We start from the raw sequence: 21,081 nt of genomic DNA, 5'->3' as shown, positions 1-21,081 counted from the left end.
CCGCGCCGCGGTGCGATGACCACCCAGATACCCCCCCAAGCGAAGGAAGAACGATGATCGACGATGTCATGCTCTCCACCGAGGAGAAGATGGACAAGGCCCTGGAGGCCGCCAGGGGCGAGCTCGCCGCCATCCGCACCGGCCGAGCCAACCCCTCCATGTTCAACTCGATCCTGGTGGACTACTACGGCGCCCCCACCCCCCTCCAGCAGCTCGCCTCCCTGACGATCCCCGAGGCCCGCACGGTCATCGTCAGCCCCTTCGACCGCTCCGCGATGAAGGCGATCACCACCGCCATCCGCGAGTCCGACCTCGGGGTCAACCCCACCGATGACGGAACGGTCATCCGGGTCACCCTGCCCGCGCTCACCGAGGAGCGCCGCAAGGATTATGTCAAGCTCGCGCGCTCGCGCGCCGAGGAGGCCCGTGTCCAGGTCCGCGGCGTGCGCGGCAAGGCCAAGAAGGAGCTCGAGGCCATCAAGCGCGATGGCGAGGCCGGTGAGGACGACGTCAAGCGCGCCGAGGGTGAGCTCGACCAGCTCACCAAGCGTTTCGTCGACGCCATCGACAAGTCGCTGGCCTCCAAGGAGGAGGAGCTCCTCTCCGTCTGATCCGCCCGAGCCCGCCGGCCCCTCGCGGGACTTGACGGAACGGCGACGCCCCACCCCGACCCGAAGAACCCCTCGTGACCATTCTGAGCGCTCTGCTGACACCGCCACCGACGCGCAATCGCGCGCCCCTGCCCGCCACGGGCCGGGCCGGCCGCAACCTGCCGGCCGCGATCGGCGTCTCCGCGGTCCTCATCGGCGGGATCCTGGCCTCCCTGGTCTTCGAGAAGAAGTACTTCGTCGGCGTCGTCATCCTCGCCGTGTGCGGGGCGCTGTGGGAGCTCGCGGGCGCTTTCGCGCGCAAGGGCATCGCCCTGCCACTCCTGCTCCTGTGGGTGGGGACCGCCGGTATCGCCATCACCGCCTGGACCCTCGGTGCCGAGAGCGCCTTCGGCGCCTACCTGGCGACCGCCGGGGCCTGCGTCCTGTGGTCCTTCGTGGAGCACGCCGAGGCCGAGGACGGGACCGTCCTCGAGGCCAGCCCCCACGACGTGCCGCGCACCGATGCTCACGACGAGGTCCGACGCTCGCGCTCCGTGGACGCCACGGCCTCCGTCCTGGCCGCCACCTACCTCCCGTTCCTCGCCAGTTTCGCCGTGCTGCTCGTCGCCCAGGACCACGGCGTCGCCAAGGTCATCACCCTGCTCGCCCTGCCGATCGCCAACGACACCGGGGGCTGGCTGGCCGGCATCACGATGGGTCGCCACCCCATGGCCCCCGCGGTCTCCCCGAAGAAGTCCTGGGAGGGATTCGCCGGATCGTTCATCGCCGCCGTCGGGGCGGGCGCGGCCTGCCTGCTGTTCCTCGACGGGCCGCTGTGGGCGGGCGCGGCGCTCGGCGCCTGCTGCACGATCGTGGCCACGCTCGGCGACCTGGGGGAGTCGCTCCTCAAACGCGATCTCGGCCTGAAGGACATGGGTACGCTTCTGCCCGGGCACGGCGGCCTCATGGATCGGCTCGACTCGATCCTGGTCACTGCGCCTATCGTGTACCTGTTCACCCTCATCCCCTGGTGACGGCCGCGCGGGACGAGACCATGAGCCACCAGTGAGACAAATTGAGAGAAAGGACCCCGAGCCCCGTGAGCTCCACCGTCGGTCGCGCCCGCACCGGGCGCCCTGAGCCCGTCGCCCTGCGGCGCCGGGCCAGCGGTCCAGTGCCCGGCGAGGTCCAGGTGATGCCCACGGACCAGCCTCCCGAGGGCGCCGCTACCTCTGACGCGCGCCCCCGCCTGTCCTTCGCCGTCCCGCCCGCCCGCGGCAAGGCTCCCCGCCACCTGGCCGACCTCGACCTCGCGGGCAGGAAGGCGGCGCTGGCCGAAGTCAGCCTGCCGGCCTTCCGCGCCGACCAGCTCTCCCGCCACTACTTCACCCGCTTCACCCGTGACGCCGCGGAGATGACGGACCTGCCCGCCTCCGTGCGCGAGCAGCTGGCCGCCGAGCTCCTGCCCGAGCTCATCACCGAGGTGAGGACCATGCGCGCCGACGGCGGCCGCACCCTCAAGCACCTCTGGGAGCTCCACGACGGGGTGCGCGTGGAATCCGTGCTCATGCGCTACAAGGACCGCACCACCCTGTGCGTCTCCTCCCAGGCCGGCTGCGGCATGGCGTGCCCCTTCTGCGCCACCGGGCAAATGGGCCTGACCCGCAACCTCACCACCGCCGAGATCGTTGAACAGGTCCGCCACGCCGCCCGTGTCTGCGCCGACGGCGCCCCGGCCGACGGCCCCGTGCGCCTGAGCAATGTCGTTTTCATGGGCATGGGCGAGCCGATGATCAACTACAGGAACGTCGTCGCCGCCCTCCACCGCCTCATCGACCCCTCACCGGAGGGCTTCGGCCTGTCCGCCCGCGGCATCACAGTCTCCACTGTCGGCCTCGTGCCGCTCATCCGCAAGCTGGCGGGGGAGGGGATGCCCGTCACGCTCGCCGTGTCCCTCCACGCCCCCGACGACGAGTTGCGGGACGCCCTCATCCCGGTCAACTCCAAATGGCGGGTCGGCGAGCTCCTCGACGCCGCCCACGACTACTTCCGCGCCACCGGCAGGCGCGTATCCATCGAGTACGCCCTGATCAAGGACATGAATGACCACGCTTGGCGGGCTCAGATGCTCGCCGATGAGCTGAACCGGCGGGGCCGCGGCTGGGCGCATGTGAACCCGATTCCGCTCAACCCCACGCCGGGATCGATCTGGACGTGCTCCGAGCCCAGCGTGCAAGATCTATTCGTGGGCACGCTTCGGCGCGCCGGCATCACCACCACCGTGCGCGACACGCGCGGAAGCGACATCGACGGCGCCTGCGGCCAGCTGGCGGCGGAGGTTCTCAAGCAGGAGAGGATCAGGTCATGACCATGTTCCCCAGGACGTCGTTCTTCCGCCGGGGATACCGTCCCTCGCAGGTGGACGGCTACTTCGAGACGGCCAAGGACATCTACGAGTCCGAGGACCTCGACGAGATGGACTCCGAGGGCGTGCGCACCGTCGCCTTCGACATCGTGCGCCGGGGCTACGAGCCCGGCGCCGTCGACGCGGCCCTCGACCGTCTCGAGACCGCCTTCCTGCAGCGGCGCCGGGCCGAGTTCGTCGCCCAGAACGGGCGCCAGGCCTGGATGGACCAAGTGGCCGAGCTCGCCACCACGCTCTACCCCCGCCTCCTTCGCCCCGCTGGGGAGCGCTTCGCCCCGGCCCGCCGCCACGGCTACGCCAAGGCCGACGTCGACGCCCTCATGGACCGCATCGCCGCCTACTTCGACTCCGAGGAGCCCCTGACCTCCGCCGAGGTCCGCACGGCCGTGTTCAGCAGCGCGCGCGGCTCCAAGGCCTATGACGAGTCCAGCGTCGACCGCTACCTCGCGCGCGTCGTCGAGGTCGTCTTCTCCGTTGAGTGAGGCCCGCCCGGGCCGAGTCCGGAAGGGGACGAGCATCATCAGCATGACCGCCCGCGCCGGCGCCCCCGGGGCTCTCGTCCTCCTGGGCTCCACGGGATCCATCGGCACCCAGGCCCTCGAGGTCGTCCGGCGCCTCGGGCGGGGCGCCCCCCGTGTCGCCGCGCTGGCCGCCGGCGGCTCCCGCCTCGATCTCCTGGCCGAGCAGGCTCTGCGCTTCACCGTTCCGCTCGTGGCCCTGGCCGATGAGCGTCCGGGAATCGAGCGGGCGCTGCGCGACGCCCTGACCGCCGCCTCCGAGCGCCTGGGCCGCCCCGACCCCGTCACCACGATCCTGACCGGCCCGGACGCCGCCGCGGACGCCATCGAGGCCTCCGGCATGGGGGAGGGGGACACGGTCCTCAACGGCATCACCGGCTCGGTGGGCCTTCGCCCCACCCTGGCCGCGCTCGCCAGCGGGGCGCGCCTGGCCCTGGCAAATAAGGAATCACTCGTTGTCGGCGGGGCGCTGGTCAAGGAAGCGCTGCGCCGCCCCGGCCAAGTGGTCCCCGTGGACTCCGAGCACTCCGCGATCGCCCAGGCCCTGGCCTCCGGCCGTCATGAGAAGGGCCTGACCAGTCCCGTCATCACCGGGACCAGCGAGGTGCGCCGCCTGATCCTGACCGCCTCCGGCGGCCCCTTCCGCGGACGCGACCGCGCCTCGCTCGCCGGTGTCACCGCCGAGCAGGCCCTGGCCCACCCCACCTGGGCGATGGGCCCGGTGGTGACCATCAACTCCTCCACCCTTGTCAACAAGGGGCTCGAGCTCATCGAGGCGCACCTCCTGTTCGACATCCCGCCCGAGCGCATCGACGTCGTCGTCCACCCCCAATCGGTCATCCACTCAATGGTCGAGTTCATCGATGGCGCCACGATCGCCCAGGCCTCCCCTCCGGACATGCGCCTGCCCATTGCGCTGGGCCTCACCTGGCCCGAGCGCCCGGACCTGGCCGGGCTGGTGGCCCCCAACGACTGGAGCGCCCCTGTGGCCTGGGGCTTCGAGCCCCTCGATGACGACGCCTTCCCCGCCGTCGGCCTGGCGCGCTCCGCCGTGGCCGCCTCAGCCACCCACCCCGCCGTCCTCAACGCCGCCAACGAGCAGGCCGTCGCCGCCTTCCTGGCGGGCGGTCTGGAATGGCTGGACATCGTGGGCATCGACGCAGCCGTCCTGGGCGAGCACGAGGGCTTGGCCGCGCCCGGCCTCGACGAGGTGGCGCAGGTGGAGGCCTGGGCGAGGGCGCGCGCCGACGAGCTCATCGCCTCCCATGGCAGACTGCGCGCATGACTCAGGCCCTCGCATACGCCCTCGGCATCCTCGTCCTCGTGATCGGCATCGGCATCTCGGTCGCGCTTCACGAGCTCGGGCACATGATCCCCGCCAAGCGCTTCGGCGTGAAGGTCCCCGAGTACTTCATCGGTTTCGGGCCCCGCGTCTGGTCCACGCGCCGGGGGGAGACCGAGTACGGGGTGAAATGGATCTGGCTGGGTGGCTATGTCAAGCTCGTCGGCATGATCCCCCCGGCCAGGTCGGGCCGCCCGGATAAGCCCGGCTCCCAGATCGCCGAGGCCCGCGCCGAGGCTCTGGCGGAGATCGGGCCGGGCGAGGAGCACCGCGCCTTCTACCTCCTCAGTGTGCCCCGCAAGCTCCTCGTCATGGCGGGCGGAATCCTGACCAACCTCGTGCTGGGCGTCCTCCTGCTCGCCGTCGCCTTCTGCGGCATCGGCATCCCGGGCGGCACCACCACGCTCAAGAGCGTCTCGACCTGCCTGACCTCCGACGTCGACTCCGACACCGCCTGCACGGACGCCGATCCGGCGGCGCCCGGGGCGGCCGCGGGCCTCCGGGCGGGTGACGAGATCCGCTCCTGGGACGGCGCGCGGACATCCTCATGGAAGGACGTCCAGGCCGCGATCGCCGCCTCCGGCACGCGCTCCGTGCCCGTCGTCGTCGAGCGCGACGGCGCTGAGGTCACCCTGACCGTCACCGCCGCCGAGCTCCAGCGAAAGGTCCTCGATCTCCAGGGCAACCCCGTGCTCGACTCCGACGGCAGCCCCACGACCACCAGCCGCCCCTACGTCGGCATCAGCCCCGTGTACGGGGCGGTGCCCCTGCCGATCGGCGAGCTCCCATCCACGATCGGGCAGGCCGTGACCGGCACGGTTGAGGTGATCGCCACCCTGCCGGTGGGCCTCTACCACGCAGTGGCCGCCGGGCTCGGTCACGAGGAGCGCTCCGCCGGCGTCATCGGCCTCGTGGGCGTCGGGCGCATCGCGGGCGAGGTGTCCAGCGCCGGCACGGGCACATCCGCGGTGAGCGTCCCGCTGGAACTGCGCGTGGCCCAGATGCTCATGCTGCTCGGCTCGCTCAACCTGGCGCTCTTCGCCTTCAACCTCATCCCCCTGCTGCCCCTCGACGGCGGCCATGTGGCCGGCGCCCTCTGGGAGGGGGCCCGACGCCGCTGGGCGCTGGCGCACGGGCGCCCAGACCCCGGCCCCGTGGACACCGCCCGCATGCTGCCCGTGGGGCAGGTGGTCTTCGGCATCCTCATCGTCATGACCGTCATCCTCGTGTGGGTCGACCTCGTGGCCCCGATCGCCGGATAGGCGCGCTGCCCAAGTGATCTCCTGCTGACGGGCCGGACTCGTGGCGCGGTGGCGGCATGTCTCCGCACTATCCGAGTGACACCACCGGGTGACCTGGTCGGCTGCGGCATCGCGCGCACCACACCCTCCGGCGTCGTGCGCGCGCGCAGCGCGGTGCCATACTGGGGCGCGTGACTGAAGCGATCGCCCTTGGCATCCCCTCCATGCGCGAGGAGCGCCCTGTTCTCGCCCCCCGCAGGCCCACCCGGAGGATCCGGGTCGGCGACCTCTCCGTCGGCGGCGATGCCCCCATCACCGTGCAGTCGATGACGACGACGAAGACCCACGACATCGGGGCCACCCTCCAGCAGATCGCTGAGCTCACCGCCTCCGGCTGCGACATCGTGCGCGTCGCCTGCCCCACGGACAAGGATGCCGAGGCCCTGCCCATCATCGCCAAGCAGTCTCGCATCCCCGTCATCGCCGATATCCACTTCAAGCCGAAGTACGTCTTCCAGGCGATCGAGGCCGGATGCGGGGCCGTGCGCGTCAACCCGGGCAACATCCGCAAGTTCGACGACCAGGTCGCCGCGATCTGCAAGGCCGCCTCCGACGCCGGCGTGAGCCTGCGCATCGGCGTCAACGCCGGCTCCCTGGACCCGCGCCTGCTCAAGAAGCACGGCAAGGCGACCCCGGAGGCCCTCGTGGAGTCCGCCGTCTGGGAGGCCGGCCTCTTCGAGGAGTGCGGCTTCCACGATTTCAAGATCTCGGTCAAGCACCACGACGTCGTCACCATGGTGCGGGCCTACCAGCTGCTCAGTGAGATGGGCGACTGGCCCCTCCACCTCGGCGTCACCGAGGCCGGCCCCGCCTTCCAGGGCACCATCAAGTCCTGCGCCGCCTTCGGCACGCTGCTGGCTCAGGGCATCGGGGACACCATCCGCGTCTCCCTGTCCGCCCCGCCGGTCGAGGAGGTCAAGGTCGGCACCAAGCTCCTGGAGTTCATGGGCCTGCGCGAGCGCAAGCTCGAGATCGTCTCCTGCCCCTCCTGCGGCCGCGCCCAGGTGGACGTGTGGTCCCTCGCCGAGTCCGTCGAGGAGGGCCTGAAGTCCATCAGCGCCCCGCTGCGCGTGGCCGTCATGGGCTGCGTCGTCAACGGGCCCGGAGAGGCCCGCGAGGCCGACCTCGGCTGCGCTTCGGGCAACGGCAAGGGCCAGATCTTCGTCCACGGCAAGGTCGTCGAGACCGTCCCGGAGGACCAGGTCGTCGAGACCCTCATCAAGCATGCCGAGGCCATGGCCGAGCAGATGCGCGCCGAGCTCGGCGAGGACGCCCTCAAGGGCACGGCGCCCTCGGTCCTGGCGCTCTGAGGGACAGCAGTGGCGGGTGCGGTCCGCTCCGTCCGCCTCGGTATGCCCCTGTTCACGCGCCGACTGACCCCCGTGAGCCCCCGCCGCGCCGGGGGCGTGCTCGCCCTGTGCTCCCGCGATCCCGTTCTGTTCCTGCCGCTCGCCCAGCAGCTCGAGCGCTGGAGGCACTGGGGATCGGGGGACGTCGTCGTCCTGGGACGGCCCGCGGCCCCCGACGCCGCCGCCTGGTCCACGGGCTCCCTCATCGTCATGGGCCTTGCCCCGCGCCCCGAGCTGGGCCTGCCCGGGGCGGGCCGCGTCGGCGCCCAGGCGCTCGCCGAGCACGCCCGCCCGCGCCTGACGCGCAACGGCTCGATCCTCGGCAGCCCCGAGGACGTCTCCCTGCTGTGGGAACGCCTGGAGGCCGCCGGGATGCGCTACCGGGAGGCGCGGTGGAACCAGCCCGTCCTCATCGCACCGAGCCCACCCGGGGGACTCGCCGCCCAGGCGGTGGCCCGGCGCCCATCCTTGGACTGGGCCGCGCGCGGGACTCGCCGGGCGCGCCCCGAGGAGGAGCCCCTCGTCCTGCCGGCCTCGGTGGCCATGTTCACCGAGGAGGTCGGCTACGACCCCATATCCTCCGGCGGCTCCTACGCCCGCCACGTCTCATGGCTCGTGGGCGAGGGCCGCAGTTACGTACTCCTCGACGACGGCCAGGGGCGCCCCGCGCGCCCCGGGGGCCCGGCGCGAGTGGCCTTCAAGGTCGACGTCGGCGGGATCTGGCACGCTCCTGACGGCGCGGTCGCCCAGCTCACCGGCGTGTGGACGCGCCCGGACCTGCGAGGCAGGGGAGTGGGCAGCGCGGCGCTGGCCGCGGCCGTCGACGCCGTGCGACAAGAGCACGTGGGGCCCGATGGTGGGGTGAGCCTGTACGTCAATGACTTCAATGCCCCGGCGCAGGCGCTCTACCACTCGCTCGGCTTCACCCAGCACGGCGCCTTCGCCACGGTGATGCTCTGATCCATCAGGGGCCGCACGGCGGGTGCCAGCACCCACCGCTCGGCCACGTCATGTCGAACCAGGGGGCGCCCGTCGCCCCAGGGCCAGTGCCCGCAGCATCCCGGGCCTCGCCGTCCCGGCGCCGCCCATCCCGCCCTGATTCGGGCGCCCGTGCGCTGAGCACGTAGGATCGGCACGTGCTACAGACGATGTCGAACGCCTTCATCCGTACTCTGCGCGAGGACCCCGCCGACGCCGAGGTCGCCAGCCACAGGCTCCTCGTGCGCGCCTGCTACATCCGCCGCGCAGCGCCCGGCATCTACACCTGGCTGCCGCTGGGGCTGCGCACGCTGCGCAAGATCGAGGCGATCGTGCGCGAGGAGATGGACGCCATCGGCGGTCAGGAGGTCCACTTCCCCGGGCTGCTGCCCGCCGACCCCTACAAGGCCTCCGGTCGCTGGACCGAGTACGGCCCCACCCTGTTCACCCTCAAGGATCGCAAGGGCGGCGACTACCTCCTGGCCCCCACCCACGAGGAGATGTTCACCCTTGCGGTCAAGGACATGTACTCCTCGTACAAGGACCTGCCCGCCATCGTCTACCAGATCCAGACCAAGTACCGCGACGAGGCCCGTCCCCGCGCCGGCATCATCCGCGGCCGCGACTTCGTCATGAAGGACTCCTACTCCTTCGACATCGACGAGGCCGGCCTGGACGCCTCCTACCAGCTCCACCGCGACGCCTACGAGCGGCTCTTCATGCGCCTCGGCCTGGACTACGTCATCGTCAACGCCATGTCCGGTGCCATGGGCGGCTCCCATTCCGAGGAGTTCCTCCACCCCTCGCCCATCGGGGAGGACACCTTCGTGCGCTCCGCCGGTGGCTATGCCGCCAACGCCGAGGCCGTCACCACCGTCGTCCCCGATGAGATCGACGCCTCCGGGGCGCCCGAGGCGCGCGTCGTCGATACCCCCGACACCCCCACGATCGACACCCTCGTCGCCCTGTGCAACGAGGCCTACCCGCGCTCCGACGGGCGGGCCTGGGAGGCCGCCGACACCCTCAAGAACCTCGTCGTCACCCTCACCCACCCCGGCGGTGAGCGCGAGCTCCTCGTCATCGGCATCCCCGGCGATCGCGATCTCGACATGAAGCGCCTGGAGGCGGCCGTCGCCCCCGCAGAGGTCGCCATGGCCGAGGAATCGGACTTCGAGGGCCACCCCGAGCTCGTGCGCGGCTACATCGGCCCGGAAGCCGTCGGTCCCAACTCGCCCCTGCGCCGCGTGGAGAGGGACCAGGACGGCTCCGAGCGCCTCGTGGGCTCCGTGCCCTACCTCGTCGACCCCCGCATCGTGAACGGCACCAGCTGGGTGACCGGTGCCAACGAGCCCAAGAAGCACGTGCTCGGCCTCGTCATGGGCCGCGATTTCACCGCCGACGGCACCATCGAGGCCGCAGAGGTTCGCCAGGGCGACCCCGCCCCCGATGGTTCCGGTCCGCTCAGCCTCGCCCGCGGCATCGAGGTCGGCCATATCTTCGCCCTGGGACGCAAGTACTCCGAGGCCCTGGGGCTGAGCGTCCTCGACGAGAACGGCAAGTCCCGCGTGGTCACCATGGGCTCCTACGGCATCGGCGTCTCGCGCGTCATGGCGGCCCTGGCCGAGGCCAACCACGATGAGCGCGGCCTGGCCTGGCCCATCGCCGTGGCGCCGTACCACGTGCAGATCCTGGCCACCGGCAAGGACGACGCCGTCTTCGCCACGGCGGAGCGCATCGCCGCCGCTCTGGATGCAGACGGCATCGAGGTCCTCTACGACGACCGCCGCAAGGTCTCCGCCGGCGTCAAGTTCGCCGATGCCGAGCTCCTGGGGCTGCCCTACACCATCGTGATCGGCCGCGACCTCGCCAAGGACGGCACAGTGGAGATCCGCGACCGCCGCAGCGGTGCGCGCCGCTCCGTGCCCGCCGACCAGGCGGCCGAGCAGGCCTGCGCGCTCGTGCGCGACGCCCTCGCCCAATAACCGGTGGTGACGGCGCGGCGGCGCGCCCGCCGGCCTCCTGGTCCCAATGGGCGCCTCAGCCCGCGGTACCGGGCAGCGCCTCGGCGGTCTCGACCCCCCAGGAGATCGCTCGGAGTGCGGCTGCCACGGAGGCGTCGGCGGACACCAGGCGCTGCTCGCCCGAGCCGGAGACGGCGATCGACATCTCCTCGACCATGATTGAGCGCCACAGCGCGCCCATCCACTGGCCGGAGGGGGAGTCCGCGGAGTCGGCCCCGGCGGGCGCGCCGTAGGCGGGCTGGCGCGGGTCGGAGGGCTGTGCCGTCGCCGGCCCCTTGGCGGCGATCGAGGCGTTGACCACCGCGGTGGCGGCCGCGGCGTCCTCGACGGCACGCCTCCGCGCGGTCGAGTCCGAGGCCGACTGCGCCGCCAACAGCTCACCGGTGTAACGCAACTGGTCGTAGAGCGCCAGGGTGGTGTCGGGCAGCGGCGAAGTCGTCGTCGAGGCCGATCGGGCGGACGTCGCCACCGAGCCGGGGGAGAGGGCCTCCTCGCGCAGAGACCAGGCGATGTGCAGCGAGACGACGAGTCTCGCGAGCTCCTCCGCCTGGGCGGACTCCAGCGCCGAGCGCGCCGACGCCGCGCCGTCGCCCAGCGCTGCGACCAGATCCTCGCTCGTGGCCGTCCCGGCCGCCGTCTCCACGGGAGTGGCGGTGGGGTAGCCCGTCGGGGCGCCGGTCGGCCAGGGCTCCCAGACGCCCCCGAGAGCTGCGAGCTGGGTATCCGCCTCCTGCGCGATCACCTCCGCCTGCGCGCTGGTACTGCCCCGCCCGCCCTGGGCGATGACGGCGCGCGCGGTGGAGCCGATGAGCGCGGCGCGGCGGGCCAGGGCCTCGCGCGAGGCCTCGTCGCCCGTCATCGTCGGCAGCGGATCCGGATCGGAGGAGCCCACCGGCACCTCGCACGCCGCGGCCCCCGCCATAGCGGCCGTCCCGAGCACGGCGGCGCCCATTCTGACCAGGGCGGATCGTCTGGATGGAAGGGCGCGGGCCGGCTGGGGGGAAAAGCGCGGGGAGCGTGGGCGCGCGGTGTCGTTCACGCCCCGATCCTCCCACGCCGCGGCGCATCCTTCAGCGTGAGGCGCCCCAGGGGGCGCGAAGGGCACGGCGCGCAGCGCGAGAGCCCGATGCGATCGCGGCACCGCGCCGCCCACCCGCCCTCTCGGCCATCCGCGGCGGGCGGGTACGATTGTCCCGACCGAACGCGCGGTGCCCGCCGGCATCGCGCCACCGCAATGCCGGCGCTCAGCCGGCACCACGCCGATGAGGAACGAGGGACACCATGACGGACACGCTCGCGTCGCGGCTCACCGACCTGCTGGCCCCCGTCGTCGAGGCCGAGGGCCTCTTCCTCGAGGGCATCGAGACCACCCGGGCCGGCAAGCACTCGGTGGTGAGGGTGATCGTCGACCTCCCCGACGGTCCCGGCGATCTCGATCTCGACCGCATCGGCGAGGCCACCGCCGCTCTCTCCGCGGCCCTCGACGACGCCGATCCCGTCAAGGGCCAGTACTCCCTCGAGGTCTCCACCCCCGGCGCCGAGCGCGAGCTGCGCTCTCCCCGGCACTTCCGCCGCGCCGTCGGCCACAGCGCCACCCTCACCACCGCCGGCGGCGTCGAAACTCCTGAGAGCACTGGGAGCGCCGCCCCCATCACTGTCACCGGCGTCGTCACCCAGGTCGACGACGAGACCGTCACGATCCAGACCGATGGCACTGCCGCGGTGCTCCGCCTCGACGACATCGCCAGCGCGCGGATGATCGTCGTCTTCTGACCGCACGAACCGTCCGGACCCCACCCCCGAATCCGCACACGGCACCAGACAAGAGGAACCATGGACATCAACATGCCGGAGCTGCGCGTCGCAGCAGATGAGCTGGGCATCGACCTCGAGGCCCTGCTGCCCGCCATCGAGGACGCCATCCTCGGCGCCTACTCCAAGGTGCCCGGGGCCATCCGGGGCGCCCACGTCGAGATCGACCGCAAGACCGGGCACATGTCGGTGCTGGCCCCGGAGGTGGATGAGGAGGACGAGCCCACCGGCGAGTTCTTCGACGACACTCCGGACGACTTCGGGCGCATCGCGCAGGCCACAGCCCGATCCGTCATCGTCCAGCGCATCCAGGACCGCCGCGACTTCGAGGTCCTGGGCGCCTTCAAGGACAAGACCGGGGAGCTCATCTCCGGCGTCGTCGAGCAGGGCCGCGACCCCCGGATCATCCACGTGCGCCTCGACGAGGAGCACGAGGGGATCATGCCCCCGCACGAGCAGGTGCCCGGCGAGCGCTACCGCCACGGGGACCGCGTCCGCGTCTACTGCACTGAGATCTCCCGGGGCATGAAGGGCGCCCAGATCATCCTGTCGCGCACCCACCCGGGGCTGGTCAAGAAGCTCTTCGAGCGCGAGGTCCCGGAGATCGCCTCCGGCGACGTCGAGATCGTCGCCATCGCCCGCGAGGCCGGGCACCGCACCAAGATGGCGGTTCGCGCCCGCACCCGCGGCGTCAACGCCAAGGGCGCCTGCATCGGTCCCATGGGCCAGCGCGTGCGCGCCGTCATGGCCGAGCTCGGCGGGGAGAAGATCGACATCGTCGACCACTCCGAGGACCCGGCCCGTTTCGTGGCCAACGCCCTGTCCCCGGCGCGGGTGGCCTCCGTGACGGTCATCGACGAGGCCGAGCGCACCGCCCGCGCTGTCGTCCCGGACTTCCAGCTCTCGCTGGCCATCGGCAAGGAAGGGCAGAACGCCCGCCTCGCCGCGCGCCTGACCGGCTGGAAGATCGATATCCACGCCGACGCCGAGCTCGGCGAGATCGCCCCGGGCCATGGATCGCGCGCCGACGACGTGACAGGTACCTCAAACCCCGACGACGGCTCCTGACAGCGCTTTCGGTAGAATTCCCGCGGGCCCTGAGCGGGTCGCGGGACGCCGAGCAGCGCTCTCGCGCCCGCGAGCGGTGGGAGATGAGATCCCGGAAGGACACGGTGAGTCGGTGACAGCCTCCTCGCATGTGCCTGAACGGACCTGTACCGGCTGCCGCGTCAAGGCCCCCAGATCGCAGTTGCTGCGGCTGGCTCTGACCGCGAGTGGCGAGCTCGCGGTCGACGCCCGGGCCCTCATGCCAGGGCGCGGCGCCTGGATCCATGCGGATCCGGTGTGCCTCGATCTCGCCGAGCGCAGGCGCGCCCTCGGGCGTGCTCTGCGCGCTGAGGGCCCGCTCGACGCGGCCCATGTGCGCGACTGGATCGCCGCTCACGCGGCGCCCTCGGGAGCGCATGATCCGACCGGCCCCTTGCGGGACCGGACCACCGATAGCGAAGGCGGGTAGGAAGCCGATGGGCACCCGATGAGTACCCAGCGATGAGCTGCCTCTACTAGCGCCCGCTCCTGCCAGGGAGCGGGCAACCTGACAGGAGAAAAGTGGCAAAACCACGCGTTCACGAGCTCGCCAAGGAGCTCGACCCCACTGGCAAGAAGATCACCTCGAAGATGATCCTCTCGTGGCTTAAGGACCAAGGGGAGTTCGTCAAGGCGGCCTCCTCCGCCGTTGAGCCCCCGGTCGCGCGCCGCGTGCGCGAGCACTTCGCGGTGCAAGCGGCCGCGGCCGCCAAGCCCGCCGAGGCGAATAAGGAGGCCAAGGCGCCGTCCGCGCCCAAGCCCGGCGCGAGGCCGGCGACCCCCAAGCCCGGCGCGAGGCCGACTGAGCCCGCCCCGGCCCCCGCCGCCCCGTCGGCGCCCGAGGCCGTGCCCGCTCCTCAGCCGGCCCCCGTGCCGGACAGCCCCCGGGAGCCCTCCAAGCCCCAGGCCGCGACGCCCTCGGCTCCCCGGCCCTCGGCCCCCCGCCCGGCAGCCCCAGGCCCTCGCCCCGGCGCCCCGCGCCCGGGCAACAACCCCTTCGCCTCCAGCCAGGGCATGCCCAGGCACGATGGCCGCTCCGACCGGCAGGACCGCTCGGAGCGCGGTGAGCGCTCCGACCGCGCCCCCCGACCCGGAGGCCCGCGACCCGGAGGCCCGCGCCCGGGCAACAACCCCTTCGCCTCCAGCCAGGGCATGCCCAGGCCCGGCGGCAGCGGCGGCCCCCGTCCCCGGGGCGGTGCCGCCGGCCGCGGCGGTTCCGGAGGCCCGCGCCCCCAGGGCGCCGGCGGTCAAGGCGGCCGCCCGGCTCCCGGGCCCCGTCCCGGCGGCGGCCCCCGCCCGAACCCGGGCATGATGCCCGGCCGCTCCTCGGTCGGCCGGCCCGGCTCCTCCTCCCGGGGCGGCGCCGGCGGCCGCGGCGGCTCCGGTGGCGGCCGCGGGTCTCGCCCCGGTGGCGGCGGCCGTCCCGGTGGCGGCTTCGGCGGCGCCCCCCGCGGGGGCCGAGGCGGCCGCGGCTCCACGCAGGGCGCCTTCGGGCGCGGTGGCGGCGCCCCCCGCGGGCGCAAGTCCAAGCGGGCCAAGCGCCAGGAGTTCGAGCAGCAGAGCGCGCCGTCGCTCGGCGGCGTCATCGTTCCGCGCGGCGATGGCTCCACCGTGGTGCGCGTGCGCCAGGGCGCCACGCTGACCGACCTCGCCGAGAAGATCAACGCCAACCCGGCGGCCCTGGTCACCGTCCTGTTCCACCTGGGGGAGATGGCCACGGCCACCCAGTCCCTCGATGAGGACACCTTCGGCCTGCTGGGCGCCGAGCTCGGCTACGACGTCCAGATCGTCTCCCCGGAGGACGAGGACCGCGAGCTCCTGGGCTCCTTCGACATCGACCTGGAGGCCGAGGAGGCCGCCTGGGACGACGAGGACATGGCCCCCCGCCCGCCCGTGGTCACCGTCATGGGCCACGTCGACCACGGCAAGACCAAGCTCCTCGACGCCATCCGCTCCACGGATGTCGTGGCGGACGAGGCCGGCGGCATCACGCAGTCGATCGGCGCCTACCAGGTGCGCGTCCCCGTGGGCAACGAGACCCGTCCGATCACCTTCATCGACACCCCCGGTCACGAGGCCTTCACGGCCATGCGCGCCCGCGGTGCCGAGGTCACGGACATCGCGATCCTCGTCGTCGCCGCGGATGACGGCGTCATGCCGCAGACCGTCGAGGCCCTCAACCACGCCCAGGCCGCGAATGTGCCGATCGTGGTGGCCGTCAACAAGATCGACAAGGAGGGCGCGAACCCGGACAAGATCCGCGGCCAGCTCACTGAGTACGGCCTCGTGCCCGAGGAGTACGGCGGCGACACCATGTTCGTCGACATCTCCGCCAAGCAGCGCCTTCACATCGATGAGCTCCTCGAGGCCGTCGTCCTCACCGCCGACGCGGCTCTGGACCTGCGGGCCAACCCGAGCTCGGACGCGCGCGGCGTGACGGTGGAGGCCAAGCTCGACAAGGGCCGCGGCGCCGTCACCACGGTGCTCGTCCAGCAGGGCACCCTGCATGTGGGGGACCCGATCGTGGCCGGCTCGTCCTACGGGCGCGTGCGCGCCATGTTCAACGAGCACGGGGACAACCTCGACGAGGTCGGGCCCGCCCGCCCGGCCCTGGTCCTGGGGCTGACGAGTGTGCCCAGCGCGGGCGACTCCTTCATCGTCGCCCCGGACGACCGCACTGCCCGGCAGATCGCGGACAAGCGCGAGGCCGCCGAGCGCGCCGCTCTCCTGGCCAAGCGCCGCAAGCGCGTGTCCCTTGAGAACCTCTCCGACGTCCTCAAGGCCGGCAAGGTCGACACCCTCAACCTCATCCTCAAGGGTGACAGCTCGGGCGCCGTCGAGGCCCTGGAGGACTCGCTGCTCAAGATCGACGTCGGCGAGGAGGTCGCCCTGCGCGTCATCCACCGCGGTGTCGGCGCTATCACGCAGAACGATGTCAACCTCGCGACGGTCGACTCGGCCGTCATCATCGGCTTCAACGTCCGCCCCGCCGAGCGCGTAGCGGAGCTGGCCGACCACGAGGGCGTCGACATGAAGTTCTACTCGGTCATCTACAACGCGATCGAGGACGTCGAGGCCGCCATGAAGGGCATGCTCAAGCCCATCTACGAGGAGGTCGAGCTCGGCACCGCCGAGATCCGCCAGGTCTTCCACTCCTCGAAGTTCGGCTCGATCGCGGGCTCGATCGTCCGCTCGGGCGCCATCAAGCGCGGGGCCAAGGCCCGCCTGGTGCGCGACGGCGTGGTCGTGGGCGGCGACCTCACCGTCGAGACCCTGCGCCGTGAGAAGGACGATGTCACCGAGGTCCGCGAGGGCTACGAGTGCGGAATCAACCTGGGCTTCAAGGACATCGCGGAGGGCGACGTCATCGAGACCTGGGAGATGCGCGAGAAGCCCCGCTCCTGAGCGCCTCCGAGCGGCGGCGGCCGGTCACCCTCGTCGTGGCCGGCCGCCGCCGTCGGGGGAACGGCTGGGCGGCTCGTGCGGGGCGCAGATGCGCTCGCCCTCGCCCCCGCCGTCGACCACCGCCGCATCCACACAGTATCCGGCCGCCGCGCGCTCAGCGCGCCCGGCCCCAGATGAGAGACGCACCATTGAGAGCCGCCGTTCAGACCTCCTACGACGCGAAGAACCCCCGCGTGGAGCTCACGCGGGTCCGCCGACCCGAGATCGGCCCGCACCAGGCCCTGATCAAGGTCTCCGCCGCCGGGGTCAACCCGCTCGACGTCATGATCGCCCGAGGCGAGGTCCGCCTCATCACTCCCTATGGCCTGCCGCTGGTCGTCGGCAACGAGATGGTCGGGATCGTCGAGCATGTCGGCTCGAGCGTGCGCTCCCTGGAACTGGGGCAGCGCGTCTTCTCGCGCCTTCCCCTGGGCTCCATCGGCGCCTTCGCCGAGTACGTCGCCGTTGACGCCGACGCGCTGGCGGCGGTCCCCGAGCACCTCAGCGACGAGGAGGCCGCCGCCGTGCCCCTGACGGCCCTCACGGCCGTCCAGGCGCTCGATCTCATGGGCGCCACCGCCGGGGGGACGATCTTCATCTCGGGCGGTACGGGCTCGGTGGGCGCGATGGCGATCCCGATCGCCAAGTCCAGGGGTCTGACCATAACGACCAACGGCAGCGCCCCCAACCGCGAGCGGGTCCTCTCCCTGGGCGCGGACCGCTTCCTCGACTACCGCACCGAGGACTACGCGCAGGTCCTCAGTGGCATCGACTACGTCCTGGACACCCTGGGGGGCGAGGAGACCCGTCGGCAGATGGGCATCATGAGGCGCGGTGGGCACCTCGTCTCCCTGCGCGGCCTGCCCAACGGGGCCTTCGCCTCACGGATGGGGATGCCGACCTGGAAGCGGGCGCTCTTCACGGCGGCCGGATGGCGCCTGGACCGCGCCGCCCGCAGATACGGGGTCCGCTACGACTTCATCTTCGTGGAATCAAACGGGGTGCAGCTCCAGGAGATCGCCGACCTTCTCTCGACTCGGCGGATCGTCCCGTCCGTCGACGAGGTGTTCCCCTTCGACGAGGTCGGCGCCGCTCTGGACAAAGTGGCCAACGGGCACTCGCGCGGCAAGACCGTTCTGAGCATGACGGCACGGCGCTGACCACCGTGATCCTGCTCGCCCCGCCCTTCCCGTCCCCGACGAGGAAGGGCTTGCCTCCCGACGGCGTTCCCCGGAGTGAAGTACTTGCACGCAGCGATGTACCTGCGTCCGTCTCTCTCCATTCTGAGGTCCAGCCCGCCGTCATTGGTCGGCAGCGTGACCTCGGCCCGGTGGCCCATGGCGCGGAACAGGCCGGCGCATAACTCCTGGTGCCTCCATCTCTCCTCGTGGGTCTCCGCGATCGGCTCGCCCTGGCGCCGCAGCGATTGGACGAGCTCGTAGAGTTCGAAGACGTCCTTGGACGACATGCGCCAGGAACCGATCTCGAGAGCGGATCTGGGCCACGAGATCGATGACGAACACGGCGACCGCCGCCCATACCAGCGCCATAGCGGCCCAGCGCGCGCCGGAGATCTCCTCGTGGAACACCAGCCACGCCAGGAGGAATTGAAGGATCGGCCCCAGGTACTGCACCATGCCGATCGTCGTCAGGGTCACTCGGCGGGCGCCCGCGGCGAAGAGCAGGAGGGGGACGGCGGTCACGGGCCCCGCTATCAGGAGCAGCGCCCCGATGCTCGGCGAGGCCTGCGCGCCCTGGAAGACCGTCCGGCCCTGGGCGGCGAGGCAACCCAGGTAGGCGGCGGCGAGCGGTGCTACGGCCAGGGATTCCACGGTGAGCCCCGTGAGGGCATCCACATGCGCCCCGGAGCGCTTCTTCGCCAACCCGTAGAGCCCGAAGGTCCCCGCCAGTCCGAGGCTCACCCACGGCAGCGTCCCCTGGGCGACGACGAGCACGAGCACACCGACCCCCGCCAGGGCCAGCGCCACCAGCTGGAGCCGACGCAGGCGCTCCCCGAGGAAGAGTGCCGCCAGCGCCACGGTGACGAGCGGGTTGATGAAGTAGCCCAGGGCGGCATCGGCCGTGCGCCCCGAGTTCACGCCATAGACGTAGATGAGCCAGTTGAGGGTGACGATGACGCCTGAGACCACGAGGGATCCGGCCAGCCGGGGCATGGCCAGCGCGGCTCGCAGCCGTCCCCAGTGGCGCAGCAGGGCCACGGTGACGAGGCAGGTGGCCAGCGTCCACAGGATCCGGTGCCCGATGATCTCCAGGCTGCCGGCGGCGGCCAGCAGGCGGAAGTACAGTGGGAACATCCCCCACAGCAGATAGCAGCCGAGCACCATCGTCAGGCCGACGGTGGCCGGGGCGGGGGACCGGGTGGGTGGGAAGGGAGTGCTCATGCGGTGCTCATCGTGCGCTCATGGCGTGGTCGACCTGGCTTTCGTGCCTGCAGGGGCGGGCCCGATACTATCGGCGCGCCGGGCGCCCCGCCCGGATGTCTCACCGTCCCGCATCGACCCGCATGCCGTGTGAATCCGCATGCCGGATGAAGGAGAGCCCCATGGCCGACTCCGCCCGCGCCCGCAAGGTCGCCGACCGCATCCATGAGACCGTGGCCCGCCTCCTCCAGGGCCGCATCAAGGACCCCCGCCTGGGGTTCATCACCATCACCGACGTCCGCGTCACCGGCGACCTGCAGCAGGGCACCGTCTTCTACACCGTCTACGGCTCCGACGAGGAGCGCCGGGACACCGCCGCCGCGCTGCGCTCGGCGACCGGCCTCATCCGCTCCGAGGTCGGCCGCGCGCTCGGCATCCGGCTCACCCCCACGATCGCCTTCCAACTCGATGCCCTGCCGACGACGGCCAAGTCCATCGAGGACGCCCTCGCTCAGGCCCGTGTCAACGACGAGCGGATCGCCCGTGCCGCCGAGGGCGCCGCCTACGCCGGGGACGCCGACCCCTACCGGCATGACGACGAGGAGCCCGCTGAGGACTTCGCCGAGGGTCCTGACGACGACCCCGCCCCCGGGGGCACCTGGGCACCGGGCACGGCGGCCGAGCGGTGAACCGTCCCCGGGTCGCCCGCGGCGCCGTCACCGCCGACGACGGTCTCCTCCTCATCGACAAGCCCGTGGGCGTCACGAGCCATGATGTCGTCGCCGCTGCGCGCCGCATGGGCGCCACCCGCAAGGTCGGCCACGCCGGCACCCTCGACCCCATGGCCACCGGCCTGCTCATCCTCGGCGTCGGCCGCGCCACCCGCTTCCTCACCCACCTCGTGGGTGCGGACAAGACCTACGAGGCGACCGTGCGCCTGGGCCAGGAGACCCTCACCGAGGACGCCGAGGGCGAGCCCACCGCCTGGCGGGGCTGCCCGGCGCCCGCGGGCGAGGCGCGGGAGACCGATCTCAATGGGCGCCTCGACGCCGTGCTGGCCGGCTTGACCGGCCCGATCATGCAGGTCCCCAGCGCCGTCTCCGCCATCAAGGTCAACGGAGTGCGCTCCTATAAGCGCGTGCGCGACGGCGAGGAGGTCGCCCTGGCGGCCCGCCCCGTCACGATCCACTCGATCACCCCCCTCGGGGCCCTGCGCCCGGGAACCGTGACGGGCCGGGCGGGACAGGAGGTGCCCGTCGTCGACCTTGATCTGCGGGTGTCCTGCTCCTCGGGGACCTATATCCGTGCCCTGGCGCGCGATCTCGGCGAGGCCCTGGGCTGCGGCGCGCACCTGACCGCCCTGCGCCGCACCCGCGTCGGCCCCTTCGATGCGGCCGAGGCCCTCTCCCTGGACCAGGCCGGTGCCCAGGTGGAGGCCGGCGCCGGAGATGATCCGCCATCGGGGCTGCGCACGCTGCCCCTGGCCGAGGCCGGGAGGCGCTGCTTCCCCGCCGTCGAGCTCGGCCGCGACGAGGCTCGCGCGATCCGCTATGGGCGGGGACTGCCCGCGGCGGTGCTGGACCGCGCAGGTCCGGCGCCCGAGCGCCCCGTGGTCGCGAAAGCGGCGAAGGCCGCCGGTGACGAGTACGACGAGGGGCGCGGCATCGTCGCCGGGTTCGATCCCGACGGCGTCCTCGTGGCACTGTTGATCCGAAAGGGCGGGCGGGCCCGGCCGGCCCTCGTCCTCTCATCGGCATGATGAGCCCCGGCGAAGGGAGTACGGCGATGGGTGGATGTGGCTGCGGAGGATGCGCGTGCGGCGGCCCCGGCGCGG

Annotated in this window: 18 protein-coding genes and 1 pseudogene; 16 read left to right on the top strand and 3 right to left on the bottom strand. The window is 72.2% G+C overall.

Annotated elements, in window-relative coordinates; all coding sequences use genetic code 11:
- Window positions 1-53: 53 nt before the first annotated feature.
- From frr to B6G06_RS05845, 9 genes are all read left to right on the top strand, one after another.
- A complete protein-coding gene (gene frr, locus B6G06_RS05885; protein ID WP_080462979.1) occupies window positions 54-611 on the top strand; it encodes a ribosome recycling factor in 558 nt (185 codons plus the stop codon).
- 83 nt (window positions 612-694) lie between these two features.
- Complete coding sequence (locus tag B6G06_RS05880) at window positions 695-1,624, top strand: phosphatidate cytidylyltransferase (RefSeq protein WP_081172227.1); 930 nt, start codon at window positions 695-697, stop codon at window positions 1,622-1,624.
- Between the two features lie 65 nt (window positions 1,625-1,689).
- Window positions 1,690-2,958 carry a dual-specificity RNA methyltransferase RlmN gene (gene rlmN, locus B6G06_RS05875; RefSeq protein WP_081171455.1) on the top strand — a complete coding sequence of 423 codons (1,269 nt, stop codon included), beginning with the start codon at window positions 1,690-1,692 and terminating at the stop codon, window positions 2,956-2,958.
- Entirely contained in the window at window positions 2,955-3,497 is a 543-nt protein-coding gene (locus B6G06_RS05870; protein WP_373284814.1) for a DivIVA domain-containing protein, read from the top strand. The genes rlmN and B6G06_RS05870 overlap by 4 nt, the downstream gene beginning before the upstream one ends.
- A gap of 43 nt (window positions 3,498-3,540) precedes the next feature.
- Entirely contained in the window at window positions 3,541-4,818 is a 1,278-nt protein-coding gene (gene dxr / locus B6G06_RS05865; RefSeq protein WP_081171453.1) for a 1-deoxy-D-xylulose-5-phosphate reductoisomerase, read from the top strand.
- Window positions 4,815-6,137 (top strand): M50 family metallopeptidase, encoded by a 1,323-nt coding sequence (locus B6G06_RS05860; protein ID WP_080462982.1) that lies wholly within the window; start codon window positions 4,815-4,817, stop codon window positions 6,135-6,137. Before dxr ends, B6G06_RS05860 begins: the two co-directional genes overlap by 4 nt.
- 203 nt (window positions 6,138-6,340) lie before the next feature.
- Window positions 6,341-7,486: a flavodoxin-dependent (E)-4-hydroxy-3-methylbut-2-enyl-diphosphate synthase gene (gene ispG, locus B6G06_RS05855; RefSeq protein ID WP_229657903.1), complete on the top strand. Its 1,146-nt coding sequence runs from the start codon at window positions 6,341-6,343 to the stop codon at window positions 7,484-7,486.
- Between the two features lie 42 nt (window positions 7,487-7,528).
- The gene (locus B6G06_RS05850) at window positions 7,529-8,485 is read left to right on the top strand and encodes a GNAT family N-acetyltransferase (RefSeq protein ID WP_080463050.1); all 957 of its coding nucleotides are present in this window, start codon (window positions 7,529-7,531) and stop codon (window positions 8,483-8,485) included.
- A gap of 188 nt (window positions 8,486-8,673) precedes the next feature.
- Window positions 8,674-10,485 carry a proline--tRNA ligase gene (locus B6G06_RS05845; protein WP_420807205.1) on the top strand — a complete coding sequence of 604 codons (1,812 nt, stop codon included), beginning with the start codon at window positions 8,674-8,676 and terminating at the stop codon, window positions 10,483-10,485.
- A 55-nt stretch (window positions 10,486-10,540) separates the two neighbouring features.
- On the opposite strand, the gene B6G06_RS05840 is transcribed toward B6G06_RS05845, so the two are convergent.
- Window positions 10,541-11,563, bottom strand: coding sequence for a Tat pathway signal protein (locus B6G06_RS05840; protein ID WP_125898897.1), 1,023 nt, complete (start codon window positions 11,561-11,563; stop codon window positions 10,541-10,543).
- 242 nt (window positions 11,564-11,805) lie between these two features.
- Between B6G06_RS05840 and B6G06_RS05835 the strand changes: the two genes are divergently transcribed.
- The 5 genes from B6G06_RS05835 to B6G06_RS05815 all read left to right on the top strand — a co-directional run bounded on the left by B6G06_RS05835 (window position 11,806) and on the right by B6G06_RS05815 (window position 18,026).
- Complete coding sequence (locus B6G06_RS05835) at window positions 11,806-12,297, top strand: ribosome maturation factor RimP (protein ID WP_081171449.1); 492 nt, start codon at window positions 11,806-11,808, stop codon at window positions 12,295-12,297.
- A gap of 60 nt (window positions 12,298-12,357) precedes the next feature.
- Window positions 12,358-13,404, top strand: a complete 1,047-nt coding sequence (gene nusA / locus B6G06_RS05830; protein WP_080462987.1) for a transcription termination factor NusA — start codon at window positions 12,358-12,360, stop codon at window positions 13,402-13,404.
- 76 nt (window positions 13,405-13,480) lie between these two features.
- The gene (locus B6G06_RS05825; protein WP_338025847.1) at window positions 13,481-13,852 is read left to right on the top strand and encodes a YlxR family protein; all 372 of its coding nucleotides are present in this window, start codon (window positions 13,481-13,483) and stop codon (window positions 13,850-13,852) included.
- A gap of 92 nt (window positions 13,853-13,944) precedes the next feature.
- Window positions 13,945-16,827, top strand: coding sequence for a translation initiation factor IF-2 (gene infB, locus B6G06_RS05820; protein ID WP_095532506.1), 2,883 nt, complete (start codon window positions 13,945-13,947; stop codon window positions 16,825-16,827).
- A 188-nt stretch (window positions 16,828-17,015) separates the two neighbouring features.
- Window positions 17,016-18,026, top strand: a complete 1,011-nt coding sequence (locus B6G06_RS05815) for an NADP-dependent oxidoreductase (protein WP_081171445.1) — start codon at window positions 17,016-17,018, stop codon at window positions 18,024-18,026.
- Window positions 18,027-18,130: 104 nt separating this feature from the next.
- On the opposite strand, the pseudogene B6G06_RS10735 reads toward B6G06_RS05815, so the two are convergent.
- A pseudogene (locus B6G06_RS10735) lies at window positions 18,131-18,181 on the bottom strand (hypothetical protein); the annotation flags it as partial.
- Window positions 18,168-19,268 carry an EamA family transporter RarD gene (rarD, locus tag B6G06_RS05810; RefSeq protein WP_081171443.1) on the bottom strand — a complete coding sequence of 367 codons (1,101 nt, stop codon included), beginning with the start codon at window positions 19,266-19,268 and terminating at the stop codon, window positions 18,168-18,170. The gene rarD and the pseudogene B6G06_RS10735, both read right to left, overlap by 14 nt.
- Before the next feature lie 161 nt (window positions 19,269-19,429).
- Here rarD and rbfA point away from each other — a divergent pair, with 161 nt between their 5' ends.
- Both rbfA and truB read left to right on the top strand, forming a co-directional pair.
- Complete coding sequence (gene rbfA, locus B6G06_RS05805) at window positions 19,430-19,936, top strand: 30S ribosome-binding factor RbfA (protein WP_081171440.1); 507 nt, start codon at window positions 19,430-19,432, stop codon at window positions 19,934-19,936.
- Window positions 19,933-21,006, top strand: a complete 1,074-nt coding sequence (gene truB, locus B6G06_RS05800; RefSeq protein ID WP_081171438.1) for a tRNA pseudouridine(55) synthase TruB — start codon at window positions 19,933-19,935, stop codon at window positions 21,004-21,006. Before rbfA ends, truB begins: the two co-directional genes overlap by 4 nt.
- The last annotated feature ends 75 nt before the right edge of the window (window positions 21,007-21,081 follow it).

The sequence above is a fragment of the Actinomyces gaoshouyii genome (assembly GCF_002076915.1).
GTDB lineage: Bacteria > Actinomycetota > Actinomycetes > Actinomycetales > Actinomycetaceae > Actinomyces > Actinomyces gaoshouyii.
This window is presented reverse-complemented; position numbering and strand designations above follow the sequence as displayed.

What these genes read in the sequence shown, in the direction of transcription:
- frr (WP_080462979.1), top strand. Translation starts at nt 54, where the DNA reads ATGATCGACGATGTCATGCTCTCCACCGAGGAGAAGATGGACAAGGCC.
- B6G06_RS05870 (WP_373284814.1), top strand. Translation starts at nt 2,955, where the DNA reads ATGACCATGTTCCCCAGGACGTCGTTCTTCCGCCGGGGATACCGTCCC.
- dxr (WP_081171453.1), top strand. Translation starts at nt 3,541, where the DNA reads ATGACCGCCCGCGCCGGCGCCCCCGGGGCTCTCGTCCTCCTGGGCTCC.
- B6G06_RS05860 (WP_080462982.1), top strand. Translation starts at nt 4,815, where the DNA reads ATGACTCAGGCCCTCGCATACGCCCTCGGCATCCTCGTCCTCGTGATC.
- ispG (WP_229657903.1), top strand. Translation starts at nt 6,341, where the DNA reads ATGCGCGAGGAGCGCCCTGTTCTCGCCCCCCGCAGGCCCACCCGGAGG.
- B6G06_RS05850 (WP_080463050.1), top strand. Translation starts at nt 7,529, where the DNA reads ATGCCCCTGTTCACGCGCCGACTGACCCCCGTGAGCCCCCGCCGCGCC.
- B6G06_RS05845 (WP_420807205.1), top strand. Translation starts at nt 8,674, where the DNA reads ATGTCGAACGCCTTCATCCGTACTCTGCGCGAGGACCCCGCCGACGCC.
- B6G06_RS05835 (WP_081171449.1), top strand. Translation starts at nt 11,806, where the DNA reads ATGACGGACACGCTCGCGTCGCGGCTCACCGACCTGCTGGCCCCCGTC.
- nusA (WP_080462987.1), top strand. Translation starts at nt 12,358, where the DNA reads ATGGACATCAACATGCCGGAGCTGCGCGTCGCAGCAGATGAGCTGGGC.
- rarD (WP_081171443.1), bottom strand. Translation starts at nt 19,268, where the DNA reads ATGAGCACTCCCTTCCCACCCACCCGGTCCCCCGCCCCGGCCACCGTC.
- rbfA (WP_081171440.1), top strand. Translation starts at nt 19,430, where the DNA reads ATGGCCGACTCCGCCCGCGCCCGCAAGGTCGCCGACCGCATCCATGAG.